This window comes from Croceitalea marina, from assembly GCF_042684265.1.
Lineage (GTDB): Bacteria > Bacteroidota > Bacteroidia > Flavobacteriales > Flavobacteriaceae > Croceitalea > Croceitalea marina.
Genome location: NZ_JBHULB010000014.1, coordinates 1 through 20,255, shown reverse-complemented (window position 1 = coordinate 20,255; position 20,255 = coordinate 1). Strand labels below are relative to the sequence as shown.

Below are 20,255 nucleotides of genomic sequence, written 5' to 3'. Positions count from 1 at the left end.
TATGGTCAAACTAGCTAAGAAAATTGTCTTTATCCTTTTATGTGGATTAACATCGCTTATTGCCCAAAACAATACCGGGTATTGGCAGCAACATGTTGATTATACCATGGATGTTGAGATGGACGTTGAAAATTATCAATATACTGGAACTCAAAAATTAGTTTACACAAATAACTCGCCTGATGAATTAAGCCGTGTATACTTTCACCTGTACTTTAACGCTTTTCAGCCTGGTAGCGAGATGGACATGCGCTTGCAAAATATTGCCGACCCTGATGGCAGAATGGTCACCGCGGACAAAAAGAGTAGAATTGCTGCTTTATCTCCTTCGGAAATAGGGTATTTGCATGCTACCTCTTTGCTGCAAGATGGCGAAGTTGTAGATTTTAGCGAAGAAGGTACTGTGCTAGTTGTTGATTTGGCAAAACCTATTCCTTCCGGAGGTAAAACTACTTTTGACATGGAGTTCAAAGGCCAAGTGCCCGTTCAAATACGTAGGTCTGGTCGCAACAACAGAGATGGTGTTGCGCTTTCTATGAGTCAATGGTATCCAAAATTGGCAGAATATGATTTCGAAGGTTGGCATGCAGATGCTTACATTGCCCGAGAATTTCATGGGGTATGGGGTGATTTCGATGTGAAACTTACAATTGATAAAAGTTATACTGTTGGTGGTACGGGCTATTTGCAAAACCCAAATGAAATCGGTCACGGCTACGAAACCCCGGGAACTAAAGTAAAAACAAAAGGGAAAAACCTGACTTGGCACTTTAAAGCACCTATGGTGCATGATTTTATGTGGGCTGCTGACCCAGAATATGTGCATGACACCTTGCAAATGGAAAACGGTCCAACACTGCATTTTTTATATAAAAACAATGAAAAGTTCAAGGAAACGTGGGAAAAAGTACAACCGCTTACGGCCAAGGCCATGAACTTCTTTAATAAAAACATTGGAGAATATCCATATAAGCAATACTCTGTAATACAAGGTGGTGATGGCGGCATGGAATATGCCATGTCAACACTTATTACCGGTGGAGACAAACCCGGCAGTGTCGTTGGTACCATGATTCATGAATTGGCCCACTCTTGGTTCCAGCATGTTTTGGCTACCAACGAAGCCAAGCATGAATGGATGGATGAAGGTTTTACCTCTTTTATCTCTGCCCTTTGTAGCAATGAAATATTGGGAAAAAACAAAGAAAATCCTTTTGAAGGATCTTATAAAGGATATTATTATTTAGTAAATTCTGGCAAAGAACAACCACAAAGCACCCATGCAGACAGGTACAACGAAAATACGCCTTACGGAATAGCGGCATATAGTAAAGGGGCTATCTTTTTATCTCAACTTGGTTACGTTATTGGTCAAGATAAATTAATGGAAACAGTTCGTAAATATTATGAGGATTTTAAGTTCAAGCATCCTGTTCCTAATGATATTAAAAGAACTGCTGAAAAAGTATCCGGAATAGAGCTTGATTGGTATTTAACAGATTGGACGCAAACCACAAATACCATCGATTATGGAATAAAAGAGGTGGTGGCTGACGAAGGAAAAACCAAAATCGTTCTTGAGCGTATCGGACTAATGCCAATGCCCTTGGATATTTTAGTGGTAGATTCTAACGGAAATCAAGAAACCTATTATGTTCCTTTGCGTATGATGCGTGGTGAAAAAGAAAATCCGTATCCCTCTTTAAAAAGAACCGTTCTTGACGATTGGGCATGGGCCAGTAATACATACGAAATGATTATTGATAAGCCCATTGAAAATATTGTAGGCGTAGTCGTAGACCCATCAAAACTGATGGCCGATGTAGATCAAAATAATAATATCTTTCAGGCTAACTAATCAAGATATAATTTTAATATGGAATCCGTTTGGGTGCTTGTTCTCAAACGGATTTTCTAATTTTAGACTATTTTCCAAAGTTATTGTTTGTCCCCTTGAGGGGGCCTTAGGGGTGTTAAAATGAGAAATGACATAATACCTTTTAATCCTAAACTAAAAGAATACGCGAGGGTATTGCGAAAAAATAGCACCCTTTCGGAGGTTTTGCTTTGGGAAAAAATAAAGAACCGTAATTTTAAGGTTCAATTCCATAGACAAGTTCCTCTATTAGAATATATTGTTGACTTTTACTGTCATGAACTTAGGCTAGCTATTGAAATTGATGGTAGTTCGCACCAATACCAATATGAGTATGATTCGAAAAGACAGGGCGAATTAGAAAAAAGAGGTGTCGTGTTCATCCGGTTTTCTGATTTTGATGTCAAAAAAAATATGTTTAATGTATTATTGTCATTAGAAGAAATTATTAATCAGCATTCAAAAGAAAACATTCAAAAGACATCTCTAAAGTCCCCTCAAGGGGACAATCTTATTGACTCTTCCTTTTCAAAAAAAGAAAAACTTAAAAGCAAAAAGCTGATTGAACAACTTTTTGTCGAAGGAAAAAGTATAAACAACTTCCCCCTAAAGCTCATCTACCTTAAAACTGACTTTGAAGATAACAGCCATATAAAAACAGGCGTTATCGCCCCAAAAAAAAGCTTTAAAAAAGCAGTACAAAGAAATCGCATTAAGCGATTGCTGCGAGAGGCATATCGCTTAAACAAGCATCTCGTTTTTAACAACATTGAGGGAGATTTTGCGTTCATGATTTTATATCTTGGAAAAGAAACGCCCACGTATGACTTTGTCGATACGAAAATGAAAGGGCTTTTGAAAAAATTTAAAGAAACCGTACTTCATGAAAAATCTTTATAAAAAACAATTGTTGATTCCGGTTTTTGCCGTTGTTTTTTTAGTTGTAGGAACTAGTTTTAAAAGCGACTTTTTTGAAATAGCTAAACAAATTGAAATTTTCACCACGCTGTTCAAAGAATTGAACATGAATTATGTAGATGAAACCAACCCCGGTGAATTAATGGATTCTGCCATTAAGAATATGCTGGAAGAGCTTGATCCCTACACCAAATTCTTAAATGAACAAGATGTTGAAGAATACAAAATTAATAATGCCGGTGAATATTCAGGTATCGGTGCCCTTGTTCGTTCCTATAAGGACAAATTAGTCGTTGTAGAGCCTTATAAAGATTACCCTGCAGATAAGGCCGGACTTAAAGCTGGAGACGAGATTATCAAAATTGGAGAAATTGCCGTGGCCGATTTTGAAGATAATGCAAGCGAGTTATTAAAAGGGGCCAACAATAGCAGTGTAGCTATCACTTTTAAAAGACAAGGTGCAACTCAAACAACAACTATTACCCGTGAGGGTGTAGAGGTCGACGCTGTACCCTACTACAATATGGTAGATGATAAAACCGGTTACATCGTTTTGGCCAAATTCAATAGAAAAGCCTCTAGCCAAACCAAATCGGCTCTACAAGATTTAAAAGGCCAGGGAGCGACTCGACTAATTTTAGATTTAAGAGGTAATCCTGGTGGCTTGTTATCTGAAGCTATAAATGTTACCAATCTATTTGTGCCTAAAGGAGAATTGATTGTGACCACCAAGTCAAAGGTCAAAAAATTCAATCAAACCTATAAAACCAAAAATAAGGCTGAAGACTTAGATATTCCGTTAGTAGTATTGGTAAATGGAAGAAGCGCTTCAGCTAGTGAAATTGTATCTGGCAGTTTACAAGACTTAGATAGGGCTGTTGTTATGGGGGCTCGTAGTTTTGGTAAAGGCCTTGTTCAAAGGCCACTAAGACTTACATATGGAACACAGTTAAAAGTTACCATTTCTCGCTATTACACCCCTTCGGGAAGGTGTATTCAGTCTTTGGATTATTGGAATAGGGATGAAGAAGGCAAAGCGGTGAGAACAACAGAATTCAATCAATTTAAAACAAGAAATGGAAGAGTGGTTGAAGACGGTGGTGGCGTAATGCCCGATGTTGAAATAGCATCATCAAAATCAAATGCCTTAACAGATGCCTTGTTAGGAAATAATATCATTTTTGATTTTGCTACGGATTTCTACTATAAAAATGAGTTCAACAGCGTAGCTGATTTTAAGTTCTCGGAAAGCCATTATAACGAGTTCAAGAGCTTCGCAAATAGCAAAGATTTTTCATTTAAGACCAAGACAGAAAAGCTTTTGGAAGAAAGTCTGAATTCTGATGATTCCCTTTTGGGCTCAGATGTTCAAGAGAAATATAAAGACTTACTACTTGCTGTAAACCGAGGGAAAATTTCAGCTCTGGACACCTATAAAAAAGAAATCACCAAAAAATTAGAAGACGAAATTATTAAGCGTTATTTCTATAGAGATGGTCTTTATGATTACAATCTAAAAAATGATGATGCTATTCTTTCTGCAGCAGCACTTTTAGAGTCTTCTAAAAAGTACAGTTCCTTCCTTGAAAGGTAGTTTTAATTCTCGAATTGCAAGTCGTCCTTTATTTGAAAAATTATTTGTAGGGTTTTACTCAGCTTTTTTTATAATACTATCTATCACAAGCAGGCTCTCTTCTTCTAGAGCCCGCTTTTTTTGTAGTATTTCAAATCCTTATTTTTGACAGATGCAGAAACTAAAAGTTTGCGAACTTTTTGCCGGTGTTGGGGGTTTTCGATTAGGCCTAGAAAAAACCGGTGGTTTTGAGGTAGTTTGGAGCAATCAATGGGAGCCTTCAACCAAAACCCAACATGCTTCGTTGGTCTACGAAGCCAGGTTTGGTTCAAAAAACCATTCTAATCAAAATATCGAAAAAGTACTTTCTAAAGATATTCCTGATCACGATGTTTTAGTGGGTGGATTTCCTTGTCAAGACTATTCCGTTGCTACCACCTTAAAAAACTCAAAAGGCTTGCTTGGTAAAAAAGGGGTTTTATGGTGGTCTATTCATCGTATACTTTCAGAGAAAAAAAATAAACCAAAATACCTGATTCTCGAAAATGTAGATCGTTTACTAAAATCACCATCTTCTCAACGGGGCAGGGATTTTGCCATTATGTTAAAAAGTCTGTCCGACTTAGGTTATGCCGTTGAATGGCGTGTAATCAATGCCGCCGAATACGGTATGCCGCAGCGCAGAAGGCGTGTTTTTATTGTGGGCATTCATAAATCTTCGTCTTTACTTTCAAAATATAATACTTTAAGTTCAGCAAGTGTCCTATTGGAAAAAGGCATTTTTGCCAACGTTTTTCCTGTATCCCAAAGCACCACAGAACTTAACCATCTAAGTCTTGAAGGTGATATTCTAAACATTTCTGAAAACTTCAATAAAGGTGAAAAATTATCTCCTTTTTTTAATAGCGGTGTTTGTATAGATGGTAAAGTTTCTACTATAAAAACCATTCCGAGCTATGATGGTAATTTTACCCTGCTTTCAGATATTTTACAAAATGGTGAAGTATCAAAAGACTATTTTATTTCTGAAACAGAACTACCTAAATGGAAATATTTAAAAGGAGGGAAAAAAGAATTAAGAACAACTAAAGAAGGTTTTTCCTATAATTACTCAGAAGGGTCAATGGTTTTTCCTGATGCGTTGGATAAAGCCTCTAGAACAATAATTACAGGAGAGGGCGGCAAGTCGCCTTCGCGGTTTAAACATGTAATACAAACAAATAAAGGCCTGCGCAGGCTTACTCCTTTAGAACTGGAGCGACTTAACACGTTTCCTGACAATCACACCAAGCTTGAAGGTGTTTCAGATACCAAAAGAGCATTTTTTATGGGTAATGCCTTAGTAGTCGGTGTCGTTGAGCGTATTGCAAATTCGCTCATTGAAAAAATCGATGCCTAAATGGGTTTGAAGAGTAATTTTAAAGAGGACCTTAAGAAAGAAAAGCTTTTGTCCGTTTTTTTAGACTCTTGTTACAACTCTAAATTACGAAATTACTCATTTGAACGAGTGACCAATTTAAGTGAGCAGTTTAAAGGTGTTGACGTATTGTTTAAACACCATAAAAAAGAAATCACTTACTACATAGATGAAAAAGCTCAATTAGACTATATAAATGATGATTTACCAACATTCGCCTTTGAGATTTCATACTTAAAAAATGGAAAAGCTAAAGAAGGGTGGTTATTTGATGAGAATAAAAAAACAGACTTTTATTCCTTGATCACCGCAATTTATTTTGATGAACCTGATTCTTATACATCTTGTAAAATAACTTTAGTAAACAGAAAAAAGCTCATATCCTTTTTACAGACAAAAGGTGTTAATCAAATTTCTATTCTTCAACAATTAAATAGCGTGCGAAGTCGGCATGGAAAGCATAGCATGAAAGAATTAGATGAGCGAAAAGAAGGTTATCTTTTTGTTTCAAAAGAGAATAAGTCAGAACAACCTATTAATCTAATTCTTCGGTTAGAATTTTTAATACAACACAAACTAGCGCGCAGACTAGTATAAAGTGTTTATTGTTTAATCATTTTTATATGCGGAATTCCATCCTCTAAGTATTCTTCTCCTATTATTAGAAAACCTAAATCATTATAAAACTTTTTCAGATAAACTTGCGCGGAAAGTTCAACCTTATCGGTATGTAATTTTTCTTTTATAGCTTTGATTGAAGTTAACATGATTTCTTTTCCAAAACCATATTTACGTTCTTCTTTTTTTACTGCAACCCGCCCGATACTCGCATTTTCAAAATAATCGCCTGGTTTAAATATTCTTGTATAGGCAACTATTTTATTGTTTTTAATTCCTAAAACATGCAAGGCTTTTTGGTCTTTATCATCTATGTCTTGATAAATACAGTCTTGTTCAACCACAAAAATTTCACTTCGTAATTGTAAAAATTCATAAAGTTGATTTAGATTTAATTCATTGAAAGATTTGATAAATACCTTCATCTCTATCTTCAACTATTTACGAACAAGGTATTTTCTCAACTCTACGCTCATGACGACCGCCTTCGAAAGTTGTTTCTAGAAAAGTATTTACCATCTCCAATGCTTGCGGTAGGGCTATAAAACGTGCAGGGAGACTTAGAATGTTAGCATCGTTATGTTCTCTAGCCAACTTGGTAATTTCTTTTGACCAACAAAGAGCGCTACGTATTGCTTGATGCTTATTCGCAGTCATGTTTGCCCCATTTCCGCTTCCGCATACAACAATACCGAAATCGACATTGCCTTTTTCAACATCCTCTGCAACTGGGTGAACAAAATCTGGGTAATCTACACTATCTGTTCCATCCGTTCCATAATTGGCGACGGCTATACCTTTAGATTTTAGCATTCCTACTATAGCAAGCTTATATTCCGTACCGGCGTGATCATTTCCTATCGCTATTTTCATGGTTTGTTCTTTAAGATATTTAGGTCTAGCACAAAGGTACAATACTTTTAAATTTGCATTGTTTATAAAGTTTATGAAATAAATACAATACGCTTTAAATCAAACTTTTATCAAAATCATGGTTTTGTTGACAAACAGAAGAGAACTATTTATTAATAGTTTTTCTTTCTAAAGGGATTTTTACCAATGCAATCTTAATTTAAATTTCCAACTAAAATTCAATTAGAAAATAATCAACTATTGTTCAACATAAAACTAAACTAATCAACATTAAAATTAAATTTAGTTATTAGTATTTCTATGTTAAAAACAGTTGTTAACTAATGTTATTAAACTATTCAACTAATTGATTTTTAAATCAATTGAACAACTACAACTTGTCAATAAACTTTAATACTTGTTAAGAGCAAGTAAAATTTGTTTTTTTTATTACACCTTTTAACAAGCAATCATAACAATCATATTTATTTAAATTTTAAGAAAAAGAAAATAATGATATTATAATATGTTTATAACGTCTAAATGAAACGATTCTCTGCGTAATTTAAGATTCACGAATTATAATTTGTAATTTTCACCAAATAACAAAATTGAATGTCAAAGAAGAGAAAGAGAGCTAAAAGCCAGCGAAAGAACGAGATTACAAAAGGCATTTTTACAATACTTGAAAAAGAACCTTCAAAAAGTTTTAATTATAAACAAATAGCGGCAAAACTAAGCATAGACGATACCGAAGGAAGAAACGACCTTATAAAAAGACTTGGTCAATTAAAGCAGAAAGAACGTATTGTTGAGGTAGAGCGTGGCAGGTATCAGAAAAAACCATCTGTACATACTTTAATACAAGGTAAGGTCGATTTAACATCTAGCGGTAACGCCTATATTTTGGTTGAGGAAATGGATGATGACATCTTTGTTCCGAAGCATAAGTTGAATAGAGCACTACATGGTGATACAGTTGAGGTATTCTTAAAAAAGAAGGGTAGCGGTAAAAAATTGGAAGGTGAAATTTCAAATGTTTTAGAACGAAAAAAGGCCACTTATGTTGGCATATTGGACAAACAAAAAACCTTTGCTTTTGTTCGACCTACAGATTCTAAAATGTATACCGATATTTTTGTTCCCCTTGAAGATATAAAGAAAGCAAATGATGGTGATAAAGTTTTGGTAGCCATAGGAAATTGGCCTAAAGATGCGGACTCACCTTACGGCAAAGTAATAGAAATTCTTGGAAAACCTGGGGAACATAATACCGAGATACATTCAATCTTAGCTGAATATGGCCTGCCTTATGAGTTTCCATACGAAGTGGAGCAGTTTGCTAAAACATTAGATACGAGTATAAAACCAGAGGAAATAGCTAAAAGAAGAGATATGAGAGATATCTTAACTTTTACCATTGATCCAAAAGATGCTAAAGATTTTGACGACGCTCTGTCTTTTAGCAAACTAGAGAACGGCAACTTTGAAATCGGTGTTCATATAGCGGATGTTTCGCATTATGTGCAACCTGATACCATACTAGAGGAAGAAGCTTATAATCGTGCAACTTCGGTTTATTTGGTAGATAGGGTGGTGCCCATGTTGCCAGAAATTTTGTCTAATAATGCGTGTTCGTTGCGACCAAACGAAGAAAAATATACATTTTCTGCGATTTTTGAACTAGATGATAAGGCAGTTTTAAAAAATCAGTGGTTTGGTAGAACGGTCATCAATTCTAATGAGCGTTTTGCATATGAAGAAGCGCAACACATTATAGAAACATCGGCAAATAGAATACCCGATGAAATATCAATTCGTGAAACGGGCTATATTGTTGGTGAAGATGTAGTTGAGGCAGTTTTAATTTTTGATAAACTTGCTAAAATTATGCGTTCGAAACGCATGGATTCTGGGGCGATTTCTTTTGACAAAATAGAAGTGCGTTTTAATTTGGATGAAAATAGTAATCCTGAGGGGGTCTATTTTAAAGAGTCTAAAGATGCAAATAAACTAATAGAAGAGTTTATGTTGCTCGCGAATAGAAAGGTAGCGGAGCATATTGGAAAACAAAATCCAAAGAAAACATTTGTTTATAGAATTCATGATGAGCCTAATGAAGAAAAATTAATGGCTTTAAATGGGGTCATTTCAAGATTCGGTCATAGTGTTAATTTAAGGGATAAAAAGAGCATAAGCAGTTCTTTAAATCAATTACTTCACGATGTAAAGGGTAAAAAAGAGCAGAATTTAGTAGATACCTTGACTATAAGAAGTATGAGCAAGGCGGTTTACACCACTGATAACATTGGCCATTATGGTCTTGCCTTTGACTATTACAGTCACTTTACATCACCAATACGAAGGTACCCCGATGTAATGGTACATCGACTATTACAACATTATTTAGATGGCGGAAAATCTGCGAACGAGGCAGTTTATGAAGAAAAGTGCAAACATTCTTCTAGTATGGAAATTTTAGCTTCAAGCGCAGAAAGAGATTCTATTAAATATATGCAGATTAAGTTTATGCAAGACCACAGCGACAAAGAGTTTCTTGGGGTAATTTCTGGGGTTACCGAATGGGGTATTTATGTAGAAATTATTGAGAATAAATGTGAAGGAATGGTTCGTATTCGTGACATTAAAGATGATTACTATAATTTTGATAAAAAGCAGTACGCAATAGTTGGCGAGCGTTCAAAAAAAGTATACCAATTAGGCGATGAAGTGTTTGTAATGGTAAAGAATTCAGACCTTATTAAAAGACATCTAGATTTTTCGTTAATCGGTAAGAAAAACTAATACTTTTTTGTAAAAAAATTTGTTTATGTTATTGAATACCAATCAGAAACATATATGAAAACTATTAGATTCATCTTATTTTTTTCTTTCTTTTCTTTTTGCTCCTTGTTGTTCGCTCAAGAAGAGAAAATCACCCAAGAACTCACAGCTTTTAAACAACTCAAGGCTTTTGACGGTATTTCTATAAAACTTATTAAGTCAGATGTAAATCGAGCGGTTATATCAGGCGTAAATACTAAGAAAGTTGCTATTGTCAATAAGAGCGGAGTTTTAAAAATACGAATGGAAATAGATAAAATTTTCAGTGGTTTTAGAACTTTTATAGATCTTTATTATACAGAAGAACTTTTAGTTATAGATGTCAACGAAGATGCCTTAATTACTTCAGAAGAAACGATTACACAAGAAGTACTTGAATTAAAGGCACAAGAAGGTGGAGAAATAAATCTTAATTGTCAAACAGAACAATTATTGATTAAATCGGTAACAGGCGGAGATATTATTACCACAGGTTTTTCAGATAACCAAGATGTTAAGATAAACACCGGCGGCACCTATGACGGAAAAGCCTTTAAAACAAGTTTTACGACCATAACCGTAAGCGCAGGGGGTAACGCCGAAATATATGCAACAAAATATGTGAAAGCAGACGTTAAAGGTGGTGGAAAAGTAAAAGTTTATGGTGATCCAGAAAAAATGGATGAGAAAACTGTTTTTGGAGGCACTATAGAGCGACTGGAATAAAAAAGTAAATGATAGAAGATATACAGGCGGCGATTCCTTTAGGCTTTTTATTAAGCTTTATGATTGGTCCTGTGTTTTTCGTACTCTTAGAAACTAGTGCAACTAAGGGTTTTAGAGCAGGATTGGCTCTGGATATTGGTGTTATTCTAGCTGATATTCTTTTTCTTTTCATCGCTTATTTTAGTAGCTTTCAATTACTTGAAAACCTTAGCAACCAGCCAGGACTTTATGTTTTTGGTGGTATGATATTATTGGTTTACGGAATAGTGATTTTTGTCAAGAAACCCCCAAAGGAAGAAAAGGCAAAAAGTACGAAGGGAACGTATCTAAACTTAATGGTTAAGGGTTTTCTGCTAAACTTTATCAATATAGGCGTATTGGTTTTTTGGCTTGGGGTTTTAATAATCGTAGGACCGAGCCTAGATAATGAGCCGAATAGAATTTTTATCTTTTTTGGAACGATGCTTGCAGCTTATTTTATTTCGGATTTATTTAAGATAGTACTTGCTAAACAACTGCGCAAAAAGCTGACCAAAGACAGAATTAAATTGATTAAAAAAGGCCTTGGGGCAGTGCTGGCCATATGTGGCTTGGTATTGATAATAAAGGGATTTCTACCCAAAGAGCAATTTAATATCCACGACGGTATTGAACGTATTAAAGAACAAAAAACCCAGTAAACTTTTACTGGGTTTTTTTGAGGCATCGAGCGGATTCGAACCGCTGTACAAGCTTTTGCAGAGCTGTGCCTAGCCACTCGGCCACGATGCCGTAAGGCGCAAAATTATAAAATAAAATGGAGTTAAATGATTATTAAACGAATCATTTTCTACAAAGTAATAACTAATATTAAACTGAGGGAATTTTTCTACTTTGAGGCATCGAGTGGACTCGAACCACTATAAAGACCCTTGCGGGGTCCCGCCTATCCATTTCGACCACAATGCCATTTGTGAACTACAAATCTAGAAATTTAAATGCACGACTCGAAACAATAGCGATACCGTTTATCTAGAATATTTCATTTTTATCGAAACACTTTCGACATCACCACCAATAGGGGGGTTTATTTTAGATACCGAAACCTCTGCATGTGAAATGGTTTCGATTTCAGAAAAAATACGATTTAAAATGCGTTTGGCAACGTGTTCAAGAAGTTTTGACTTAATCGCCATCTCTTCTTTCACAATATTATTTAGATGAACATAATCAACGGTATCGCCTAAACTATCGGATATTGAGGGCTTTGAAAGGCCAGCAGAAACGCTTAAATCTACACGGTAATCACTACCGATAATACTTTCTTCTTTTAAACATCCATGCCACGCATGAACCCTGATATTGTTTAATTTAATTTCACCCATTGGTTGTAGTAAAAGGGCAAATTTAAGGCAATATTATTTTAGTAGGTACAACGGCAGTTACTAATTCCTTGAAAGAGATCTAGCCCTACGGTTACTACATGGGTACCAGAACTATAACCTATAATCTCGTTAGTTATTAGCTGATATGAATAACCAAAATAAAAATTATTCTTCTTTAATCCTGCAAGCGGTGCAAGATACAGTGGCGTTAAGGGCTGATCAACATCATTTAAAAAACGATACGTTAAACCCAGGTAGTAATAATCTTCATAATTATGAAAACGAACCTTTGTATTTAAATCGGTGACCGAACGACCATCACTTTCGAACCATTGAAAAAATATGGATGGCTCAACCTCTACTTTACTGTTTTTATTCTTAGAAAAACTATAACCAACGTAGGAATAATAATTACGCAAGGTATTTGGTTCAAAAGTCTCATTAGGATTGAGTGAAAAACCCTCAAGATCTTTAGGTAAAATATTGGAGGCATTTAAACTTAAGAAAAATTTATCTTTTCGATACAGCACACCAATGTCAAAGTTGTGATTGACAGTAGCCCTATCATCTGTAAGTGTTTGTCCATTAACTGGAGGTAAATTTTGAATATCCAGCCTAAACTGATTAAAATTATAGGAAATACCGAGCGATAAAAACTCGTCATCATAACGGTCTAGGGTTAAGTGATGGGCAAAAGATATTCTGGCACCACGTTGTATGGTATTACCATTACTATCGTTATACATGAGCATTCCAACACCAGAGCGATTACCTATTCTGGCGTCGGCCGCTAAAGTCTGTGTGTCAGGCGCGTTTTCTATACCTACCCATTGAGTTAACCCATTTAACCGAATTTTGATATGGTCACCAACACCCGCATAGGTCGGAGACATTAAAAATGGATTGTCAGCAATATATTGTGAGAGCTGAGGAATAGTCAGCTCCTGTGCTTTTGCGCCGAAGGCTACCAGCATTAATAGAATTAAGATTTGGGTCTTTTTCATGGCTTTGGGTTAATACATTATCTGTATAGGGTAAAATGGCCAACAAACTCTCTTTCGTCATTTGCTCCATTAAGTTTAATCACATACCAATAATCACCTGTTGGTAATTCATGGCCCTGGTATTTTCCGTCCCAACCTGTATGGTCTTGGCCCATTTCACCGAGCTTTCTACCATAACGATCGTAAAGTATAATTAGTATCTCCGGAAAGCCTTCTAAGTTGTCCGGCATCCAAGTATCATTAGTGCCATCACCATCTGGGGTAAAGAAATTTGGTATCTCAATATCAATAAACTCCATTTCTATTTGAGCAATGGCCTCACAACCATTGGCATCAACAACCCGCACCGTATAGGTGTCGGTTCTATTAATGTAATAGACATTATTGTTTCCATTATCATTACCATCAAAATAGTAGGTATAATCTTCTAAACCTCCTGTGACGACGGCAGTAATTTCGTTAACATTGTTTTGTTCTAAAACCAAGGTCAAAGGCTCAAAGTTTTGAATTTCAAACTCAACTATATTGATACACCCATTAGCATGCGCTATAGTTAGCGTATGTAGGCCAGGCGCCATGTTTGTAAAATTGGGCTCCAATTGCATTGGATTGGAATCCAATCCATATAACACATCTGAGCCTATGGATGGGTCTTCTAATACTACATTGATATAATTATCGGGAGTATCGCCCGTACATTCATAAATAGGAGTTACCGTGGCATTTAAGTTCACACCAGACTCGATTTCTATTATGATGTTTTGTTCGCATCCTTGAGCATCTCTTACGAAAATTACATACGTTCCAGCCGCCAAATCAGTAAACAAAGTTTGATCTTGAACAAAATCTGTATCTGCGTTTGAATTAAAGGCCGCACTATATGGCGCCGTTCCACCAGAAATTTCTATTTCTATGGACCCATCTTCATCACCCTCACAGATTTCATTCATTATCGATACTGTATCGATAACTAGAGGCTGGGGCTCTTCAATAGTGAATTGGAAGGCTATAAAACAACCGTTTCTATCTTGGGCAATAACATCATATACACCTGCAGCCAAATCATCGAATGTATTTACATCATCAAACTGATTTAAGTTTGGAGTAATGGCGTAGAGTATTTCACCGGTTCCTCCAGAAACTTCAACCGTAATGGTACCGTCTTCAAGACCAGAACAAGTAACATCTGTTGACTCTTCCCTATCTATTTGAAGGGGAGCAGGGTCAATAATTAGTATTTCTGGAGAGGTTTCTTCACAATCTTGACTAACAACCCTAACAAAATAACTGTTAGCAGGTAGACCACTGAAAGTGTTTGACGCCTGAGGACCTGCAATTAAATTGCTTAGTCCGGCATCGGCGTAGAGTTCATAGCTATAATTTCCTAGTCCTCCGGTTACATTTGCAATTATAGTTGCTGAGGCTTCACCGGTACAGTTAATAAATGCCGCACTATCATCAATCTCTATTGTTAAAGGCGGAATAGGATCAACTGTTATTTGATTTGATAAAGGCACCTCACAATCGTTCACATCTCGAACAACGAATTGGTATGAACCGGGCATGATGTTTGAAAAAACATGTGAATTTCCATTGTTGAAGGCTTCCCATGAACTAGTCGTTTCATCATAATAGAAATACGGGGCCGTTCCTTCAGTTGCCGTTAAAATCAGCTCTGCATCATTGGTACAAGTTAGTTCTGCAGATTGAACAAGGTTAGGCTGTATTTCAGTAGGCTGTTGTATTTCAACTTGGTTTGTTGTAACATCACAATTCCAACCATCGACAACGGTTATGCTATAAACACCAGCTCCAAGTCCGTTAAAATCAGCACTAGTTTGAGCTCCAGAACTAAATATAGGTGTGGTGTCGCCGAAAGCCGCATACTGATTTAGTCGATATTCGTAAGAACCGCTACCATCTGTTACAGAAATTGCAGAAACCGTGGCATTGGTATCACCATAGCAAGCCAGCATTAGCGGCGTTGCCGTAATGTCGGCCGAAACCGGCGTTGCAGGAACCAATGTTTCATTATAAGTTCTTATACAATTGTTGTTATCCGTTACAGTAATGTCAAATGTTCCTGCAGATAGCCCTGTAAAAGTATGTACAAGAATATCGTTGATAGCATAGGTTTGACCAGTAGTTGTATTGGTCATTGCAACATCGTAAGGTTCATAGCCCCCAACAATATTTATCGCAATTGCGCCTTGATCATTGGTACAGGTTACTGGCGCTAGAACACTAGGTGTTGCCAATAGTTCTGCATCAGGCGAAACAATGGTAACAATATTCGAATCGTCTGAACAGAAAGTGCTCGTGGCATCGGTTTCTCTTACATTTACGTAATAGTTACCGCCATTAAGACCTCCTATTAAAAGGGTTGGTGTATTATCGCTACCGGTTTGAATACTATTTCCTGCTTGATCAAAAACCTCATAATCATATCCTCCAGAATAACCGGTAATTGTAATTGTCAAGGCTCCCGAGTTATCATTATAACAGGTTACAGGTGTTGTTGCTACTGCGCTTACCTCAATTAAGTCATAAGGGGCTATGGTATGTATAGTGTCTACATAGCAACCTGTGGTATTGTTTGTTGTTCTGAATGTATAACTGCCTGGTGCACTTATTTCAAACGTAGCTGTTGTAGCCGTATTTGTTATAAGGTTACCCGTTGGGTTTCCTATTGGCAACAATTCAAAGGTATAGTTATGCCCTGTTGGATTGCTTTCATTTACCGTCAAGACCACATTTTCATCAGAAATACATGTAATTGGGGTAGACGTAACTCCCACGGTAAATGTATTCAATGGTTGAATGTTTTGTGTGGGTACAACGAATAAACATCCTCTAGCATCTCTTATGACAATGTCATAATTACCAGAAGAGGTCGTAGTATATGTAAATACATTTCCCCCAGTTGGAACAAAAGACCCGCCATTGACACTATAAAAGTAATCAGCGGTACCGGTACCAGCAGTTATTGTCACTTCAATAGAAGCAGCCGAAATGCCATTGTTCGGATTACAAGAAAGCTCAACAATATCAGTAACTGCGGCATCCAATGCCAAAGGCACATTTATTGTAATGCGATCTGTGGCAACGCAATTTCTGTTTGAAGTCACTGTAATATCATAAGTTCCACCAGGCAAACCAGTAAACAGACCATTGTTCTGGGTAAAGGTGTTTGTACCATCAGTTATTTCAAAAACATATGGTGGATTGTCATTCACGCCCGAAGAAGCAGGAACAAGATTTACCGATATGGTACCGTCAGTCGAACCAAAACAACTCACATCTGTTTTAGTTGTTGTCAATAAAGTTACTGGTGTAGGCTCTTCCAACGAAACTGGCGCATCGGCAAAACAGTTCGGAGTGCCAAGGGTGTTGTCGGTTACCCGCACAATATAGTCGCCAAAGGCAACACCTGTGAATTGATTACCAACAGGAACTAAACCGGTGTCACTGAAATCTGTTCTCAACAATTGAACATTTGACGAACCAGAACCTCCTAAAATGGTAAAATCTATTATTCCGTCGTTAACACCACATGTAGGCTGGGTGTTAGGTGTAGCGGTTAACTGCAATTCAGGTTCAATGGTAATATTTTCTATTTCCCCGCATCCGTTGGCATCGAGTACCTGTACGGTATGGTTTCCGGAGCTAAGGTTGTTGAATGTGTGTACGAACCCTGATATTGACTGGAACGCTCCACCGTCGACGCTCAAGGCGTACGGTGTTATACCGGTATTTGTTGCATCGAGGGACACGTTTATGGCGAAGCTTCCTTGGTCGGCACATTCATCTACTATTGCCAGGGAGATGTCGGGAGTTGTATCGGTACCGATGGTTACGGCCAATGGCACGCTTATGATACAACTGTTTGCATCCCTTACATAAATGTCCCAGGCGGTTGCGGTCAGCGGATCCAGTTCTATGGTGTTGTCGAAGGGGAACGATGCTGGTACGCCGGTTCCGCTCTGTGACGCTCCATAGGTATATGGTGCCGTTCCGCCCGATGCCTGTACGGTAACGATGGCATTGGCCTGGTTACAGTTGGCGTTTACGTTGTCGATAAGTTGCAGTGCCAATGGCTGTGGCGCCATGATGGTCACCGGATTGGTCTCGGTAATACATAATGGGTCTGCGGTTTCCGTGATGCTTACGGTATATGTTCCCGCACCAAGTGTGGTGGACACGGTAAAGGTATAGGGGTCGCTTGTCGCGTTATCGGAATCGTTGGTCCCCGCGATATCGTTTCCTGCGCTGTCGAGTACGACATAATCAAAAGTTCCCGTATAGCCCGTTATTGTCACGTCTATGGTTCCGTCCGTTCCGTCGCTACAGGTAGCATTGGAGGTTACGGTGGCCACGGCATCGATAAGGTCGTACGGTGCCACTACATGTTCTACGATAACGGAACAATTGGTCGTTGTGTCGGTCACTTGATAGACATAGGTACCGGGAGCCGTAATGATGATATTGGTCGGATCTGCGACGATGTTTCCGCTAGGCAATTGTGTAAACACATAGTTGCCCGAACCGTTCGAGGCATTGATCTGTATGATTTCCTCCCCGTTGTCACAATCGATATCCTGTAGCTCGGCGATAACCGCGGTCACTTCCTCTTCCACAGGTATGGCGACACTTTCGGTATCTGTACATCCGTTATCGTCACGCACGGTCACGGTGACGTTGGGGCTTCCGTAGGTGATTGTAAATGTGTTGTCGCTACTGAACGCACCTCCGTTAAAACTGTATTGGTATGGTCCGGTACCTGAAGGGTTGCCCAGGCCATCGTTGTTTATGGTCACGGTCACGGTACTTACCGCATCGTCACATGTAAACGGCGACGCACTTGCCGCGATATCGAGTGCCGAAGGCTCATCGACGGTTATGGGCAGGGTGGCCTGGCAACCTTTATCGGAGATAACGGTGACGTTATAGGTTCCTTGTACAAGACCTGTAAAGATGTTCGATGTCTGAGTGGTCGTACCGCCGTCCAAGCTGTATAGATATGGTGTATCAATATTGCCCGCATTAAGGTTAACGGTAATGGTACCGTCATTTCCTCCGAAACAGTTCACATCGGTTTTGGCAAGGGTAAATATTGGGTCCATCGGTGCCGGCAATGTAATGGTCACGGGCACGGTACAGTTTGTATTGTCGTCCTCTACCTCGAAGGTATAGGCGATGCTATGGGTAAGCCCGTTGAAGACCCCGGTGGTGTTCGAGGCGCCTGCAGGGCTGATCTGTGTAAAGGTATACACGCCCGACCCGCCATTGGCGGTAACGGTCACTACCCCCGAGTTCGCGGGATTACAGTTATCGTCGGCCGTTACGTTGGCGATAATCTCCAAAGGAGGGAATATGGTAATATTTTCTATTTCCCCGCATCCGTTGGCATCGAGTACCTGTACGGTATGGTTTCCGGAGCTTAAACCTGAAACTGTTACAATATCGCCAATATTTGTCCACGATGTTGCTTGCGGCGCACCCCCATCAACGCTAATTCTATAAGGTGAAATACCAAGAGCATCTAATCTTACATCAAGACTAAAATTACCATCGGTAGTAGCACATGTATTTGCGATACTGGTTGTAATTTCAGGAGAAGCATCTACGCTTATGGTTACATCTAACGGAGTGGACACACAACCGTTCGAATCTTGTGCATAAATATCCCAGTTTAAACTTATAGCTGGGTCTAAGGTAAAGGTTTGTCCTTCTGGAAAAACTGTAGGAATAGGATCGCCATCTATCACATAAGCATAAGAGTATGAAGGTGTTCCCCCTGAAGCTCTAACAGAGACTTCGGCATCTGAAAAACAATTTCCGGCAATTTGACTTATTAGTGAAACCGTAGTTGCCGAAGGTTCGGTAATTCTAAATGTAGCGGTCGTTGTACATGAAGGCGCAGATGCTTCCCTAACGACCAACACATAATCTCCTGGCGGTATTTGGTTTACGGTTGCTGTCTGTGGTCCGCCAGCGGGCCCAGGACCAACAACACCAGTATACGTTCCAGGGCCTGTAACAGGTGTATTTGTAAGTGAATTTAAAATTTCCCAATTAATGGAAGTGACAGAAGTGTCATAATTGTCCACAGTAAATGTCATTATACCATCATCTTCGGCCACACAAGTGATATCAGTTGTTGTATCAACAACTAGTGAGATTGAGGATACAGGAGGGATGGCTACCTCAAGGAAACTGACACATCCGTTTGTAGTATCTTCAGCTTTTATAATATAGGTTTGTCCAGGGTTGAGACCGGTGAAAGTTGCCACTTCGGTATCTGGGGGAGTAGCTACCTCGGTTGTAGGACCAGCCCCGCCGTCATAAACCTCAAAGTCATAGTTTCCAGAACCGCCCGACGCCGTAATTTCTACTGTACCGCCCGTCACACAATCTGATGGCGCAGGGCTTGCCGTTAAAGTCAAGAATGGATTAGAACTTACTCTTACAGAACCTAAGTCACTTTCACAACCATTGGCATCAATTATTCTTACATAGTAATCGCCGAAATCAAGGTTACTAAAAGTATGTGTTGTACTTGCCGATACAGCGGTATCAACTATAGCATTTGTGCTATCATAAAGCGTATAAGTAAAGTTTGGCACACCTCCTTGGGTAATTGTGACGTCAACACTACCTAAAACTGAAGCCCCCGTTGCAGGATTACAGGTTACATCCGTTGCAGTCATATTAGATAATATCTGCAAAGGTTCACCTACAGTAGCGTTGGCCGTAAATTCGCAGCCTCTGCTATCCCTAACAATATAGGTATATGTACCAGCAGCGAGCCCTGAATAAGTTCTTGTAGCTGTAAAAGCGCTCCCATCAAAGCTTACAGTATATGGTGCAACACCAAAATTCTCATCAACATCAATAAATACAGAACCGTCAGCGAAACCAAAACAAGCTGCGTCGGTTACGACTGCGGTCGCTTGAGGATTAACGGTTGGTGAGACGATGATTTCGTTTGTTTCGACGTTACAGTTGTTGTTGTCGGTTATAAGGAACTGGTAAGTACCTGCGGTTGCGGCCCCGTTGTAGGTAAAGCTGTTTCCTGTTATTG

General features: G+C 38.4%; 13 protein-coding genes and 1 tRNA gene. 8 read left to right on the top strand and 6 right to left on the bottom strand.

The window, feature by feature from the left end; genetic code table 11:
* Position 1 precedes the first annotated feature (1 nt).
* The 5 genes from ACFSQJ_RS10820 (at position 2) to ACFSQJ_RS10800 (ending at position 6,381) form a co-directional block, all read left to right on the top strand.
* Positions 2-1,858, top strand: coding sequence for a M1 family metallopeptidase (locus tag ACFSQJ_RS10820; RefSeq protein ID WP_377766962.1), 1,857 nt, complete (start codon positions 2-4; stop codon positions 1,856-1,858).
* A 120-nt stretch (positions 1,859-1,978) separates the two neighbouring features.
* Positions 1,979-2,776 carry a ribonuclease P protein component gene (gene rnpA / locus ACFSQJ_RS10815; protein WP_377766961.1) on the top strand — a complete coding sequence of 266 codons (798 nt, stop codon included), beginning with the start codon at positions 1,979-1,981 and terminating at the stop codon, positions 2,774-2,776.
* A complete protein-coding gene (locus tag ACFSQJ_RS10810; RefSeq protein ID WP_377766960.1) occupies positions 2,760-4,388 on the top strand; it encodes a S41 family peptidase in 1,629 nt (542 codons plus the stop codon). Before rnpA ends, ACFSQJ_RS10810 begins: the two co-directional genes overlap by 17 nt.
* A gap of 151 nt (positions 4,389-4,539) precedes the next feature.
* Complete coding sequence (gene dcm, locus ACFSQJ_RS10805; RefSeq protein ID WP_377766959.1) at positions 4,540-5,766, top strand: DNA (cytosine-5-)-methyltransferase; 1,227 nt, start codon at positions 4,540-4,542, stop codon at positions 5,764-5,766.
* Positions 5,767-6,381: a hypothetical protein gene (locus ACFSQJ_RS10800; RefSeq protein WP_377766958.1), complete on the top strand. Its 615-nt coding sequence runs from the start codon at positions 5,767-5,769 to the stop codon at positions 6,379-6,381.
* Between the two features lie 5 nt (positions 6,382-6,386).
* Here ACFSQJ_RS10800 and ACFSQJ_RS10795 read toward each other — a convergent pair whose 3' ends face one another.
* Positions 6,387-6,827, bottom strand: coding sequence for a GNAT family N-acetyltransferase (locus ACFSQJ_RS10795; RefSeq protein WP_377766957.1), 441 nt, complete (start codon positions 6,825-6,827; stop codon positions 6,387-6,389).
* Between the two features lie 16 nt (positions 6,828-6,843).
* The gene (rpiB, locus tag ACFSQJ_RS10790) at positions 6,844-7,275 is read right to left on the bottom strand and encodes a ribose 5-phosphate isomerase B (RefSeq protein WP_377766956.1); all 432 of its coding nucleotides are present in this window, start codon (positions 7,273-7,275) and stop codon (positions 6,844-6,846) included.
* 594 nt (positions 7,276-7,869) lie between these two features.
* Here rpiB and rnr point away from each other — a divergent pair.
* The 3 genes from rnr to ACFSQJ_RS10775 are packed head-to-tail and all read left to right on the top strand — an operon-like array spanning position 7,870 to position 11,483.
* Positions 7,870-10,059 (top strand): ribonuclease R, encoded by a 2,190-nt coding sequence (gene rnr, locus ACFSQJ_RS10785; protein WP_377766955.1) that lies wholly within the window; start codon positions 7,870-7,872, stop codon positions 10,057-10,059.
* Between the two features lie 54 nt (positions 10,060-10,113).
* Positions 10,114-10,803, top strand: a complete 690-nt coding sequence (locus ACFSQJ_RS10780) for a head GIN domain-containing protein (RefSeq protein ID WP_377766954.1) — start codon at positions 10,114-10,116, stop codon at positions 10,801-10,803.
* An 8-nt stretch (positions 10,804-10,811) separates the two neighbouring features.
* Positions 10,812-11,483 (top strand): LysE family translocator, encoded by a 672-nt coding sequence (locus ACFSQJ_RS10775; RefSeq protein WP_377766953.1) that lies wholly within the window; start codon positions 10,812-10,814, stop codon positions 11,481-11,483.
* Between the two features lie 20 nt (positions 11,484-11,503).
* On the opposite strand, the gene ACFSQJ_RS10770 is transcribed toward ACFSQJ_RS10775, so the two are convergent.
* The 4 genes from ACFSQJ_RS10770 to ACFSQJ_RS10755 form a co-directional block, all read right to left on the bottom strand.
* Positions 11,504-11,574 (bottom strand) — tRNA-Cys (locus tag ACFSQJ_RS10770).
* 236 nt (positions 11,575-11,810) lie between these two features.
* Complete coding sequence (folB, locus tag ACFSQJ_RS10765; protein WP_377766952.1) at positions 11,811-12,167, bottom strand: dihydroneopterin aldolase; 357 nt, start codon at positions 12,165-12,167, stop codon at positions 11,811-11,813.
* Between the two features lie 38 nt (positions 12,168-12,205).
* Positions 12,206-13,171 (bottom strand): PorP/SprF family type IX secretion system membrane protein, encoded by a 966-nt coding sequence (locus ACFSQJ_RS10760; RefSeq protein WP_377766951.1) that lies wholly within the window; start codon positions 13,169-13,171, stop codon positions 12,206-12,208.
* Between the two features lie 17 nt (positions 13,172-13,188).
* Positions 13,189-20,255: T9SS type B sorting domain-containing protein (locus tag ACFSQJ_RS10755; RefSeq protein ID WP_377766950.1), on the bottom strand; the 7,067-nt coding region annotated here is incomplete at its 5' end.

Bases quoted from the DNA above. Each gene is read 5' to 3' on its own strand.
- ACFSQJ_RS10820 (WP_377766962.1), top strand. From the start codon at position 2: ATGGTCAAACTAGCTAAGAAAATTGTCTTTATCCTTTTATGTGGATTA.
- rnpA (WP_377766961.1), top strand. From the start codon at position 1,979: ATGAGAAATGACATAATACCTTTTAATCCTAAACTAAAAGAATACGCG.
- ACFSQJ_RS10810 (WP_377766960.1), top strand. From the start codon at position 2,760: ATGAAAAATCTTTATAAAAAACAATTGTTGATTCCGGTTTTTGCCGTT.
- dcm (WP_377766959.1), top strand. From the start codon at position 4,540: ATGCAGAAACTAAAAGTTTGCGAACTTTTTGCCGGTGTTGGGGGTTTT.
- ACFSQJ_RS10800 (WP_377766958.1), top strand. From the start codon at position 5,767: ATGGGTTTGAAGAGTAATTTTAAAGAGGACCTTAAGAAAGAAAAGCTT.
- ACFSQJ_RS10795 (WP_377766957.1), bottom strand. From the start codon at position 6,827: ATGAAGGTATTTATCAAATCTTTCAATGAATTAAATCTAAATCAACTT.
- rpiB (WP_377766956.1), bottom strand. From the start codon at position 7,275: ATGAAAATAGCGATAGGAAATGATCACGCCGGTACGGAATATAAGCTT.
- rnr (WP_377766955.1), top strand. From the start codon at position 7,870: ATGTCAAAGAAGAGAAAGAGAGCTAAAAGCCAGCGAAAGAACGAGATT.
- ACFSQJ_RS10780 (WP_377766954.1), top strand. From the start codon at position 10,114: ATGAAAACTATTAGATTCATCTTATTTTTTTCTTTCTTTTCTTTTTGC.
- ACFSQJ_RS10775 (WP_377766953.1), top strand. From the start codon at position 10,812: ATGATAGAAGATATACAGGCGGCGATTCCTTTAGGCTTTTTATTAAGC.
- folB (WP_377766952.1), bottom strand. From the start codon at position 12,167: ATGGGTGAAATTAAATTAAACAATATCAGGGTTCATGCGTGGCATGGA.
- ACFSQJ_RS10760 (WP_377766951.1), bottom strand. From the start codon at position 13,171: ATGAAAAAGACCCAAATCTTAATTCTATTAATGCTGGTAGCCTTCGGC.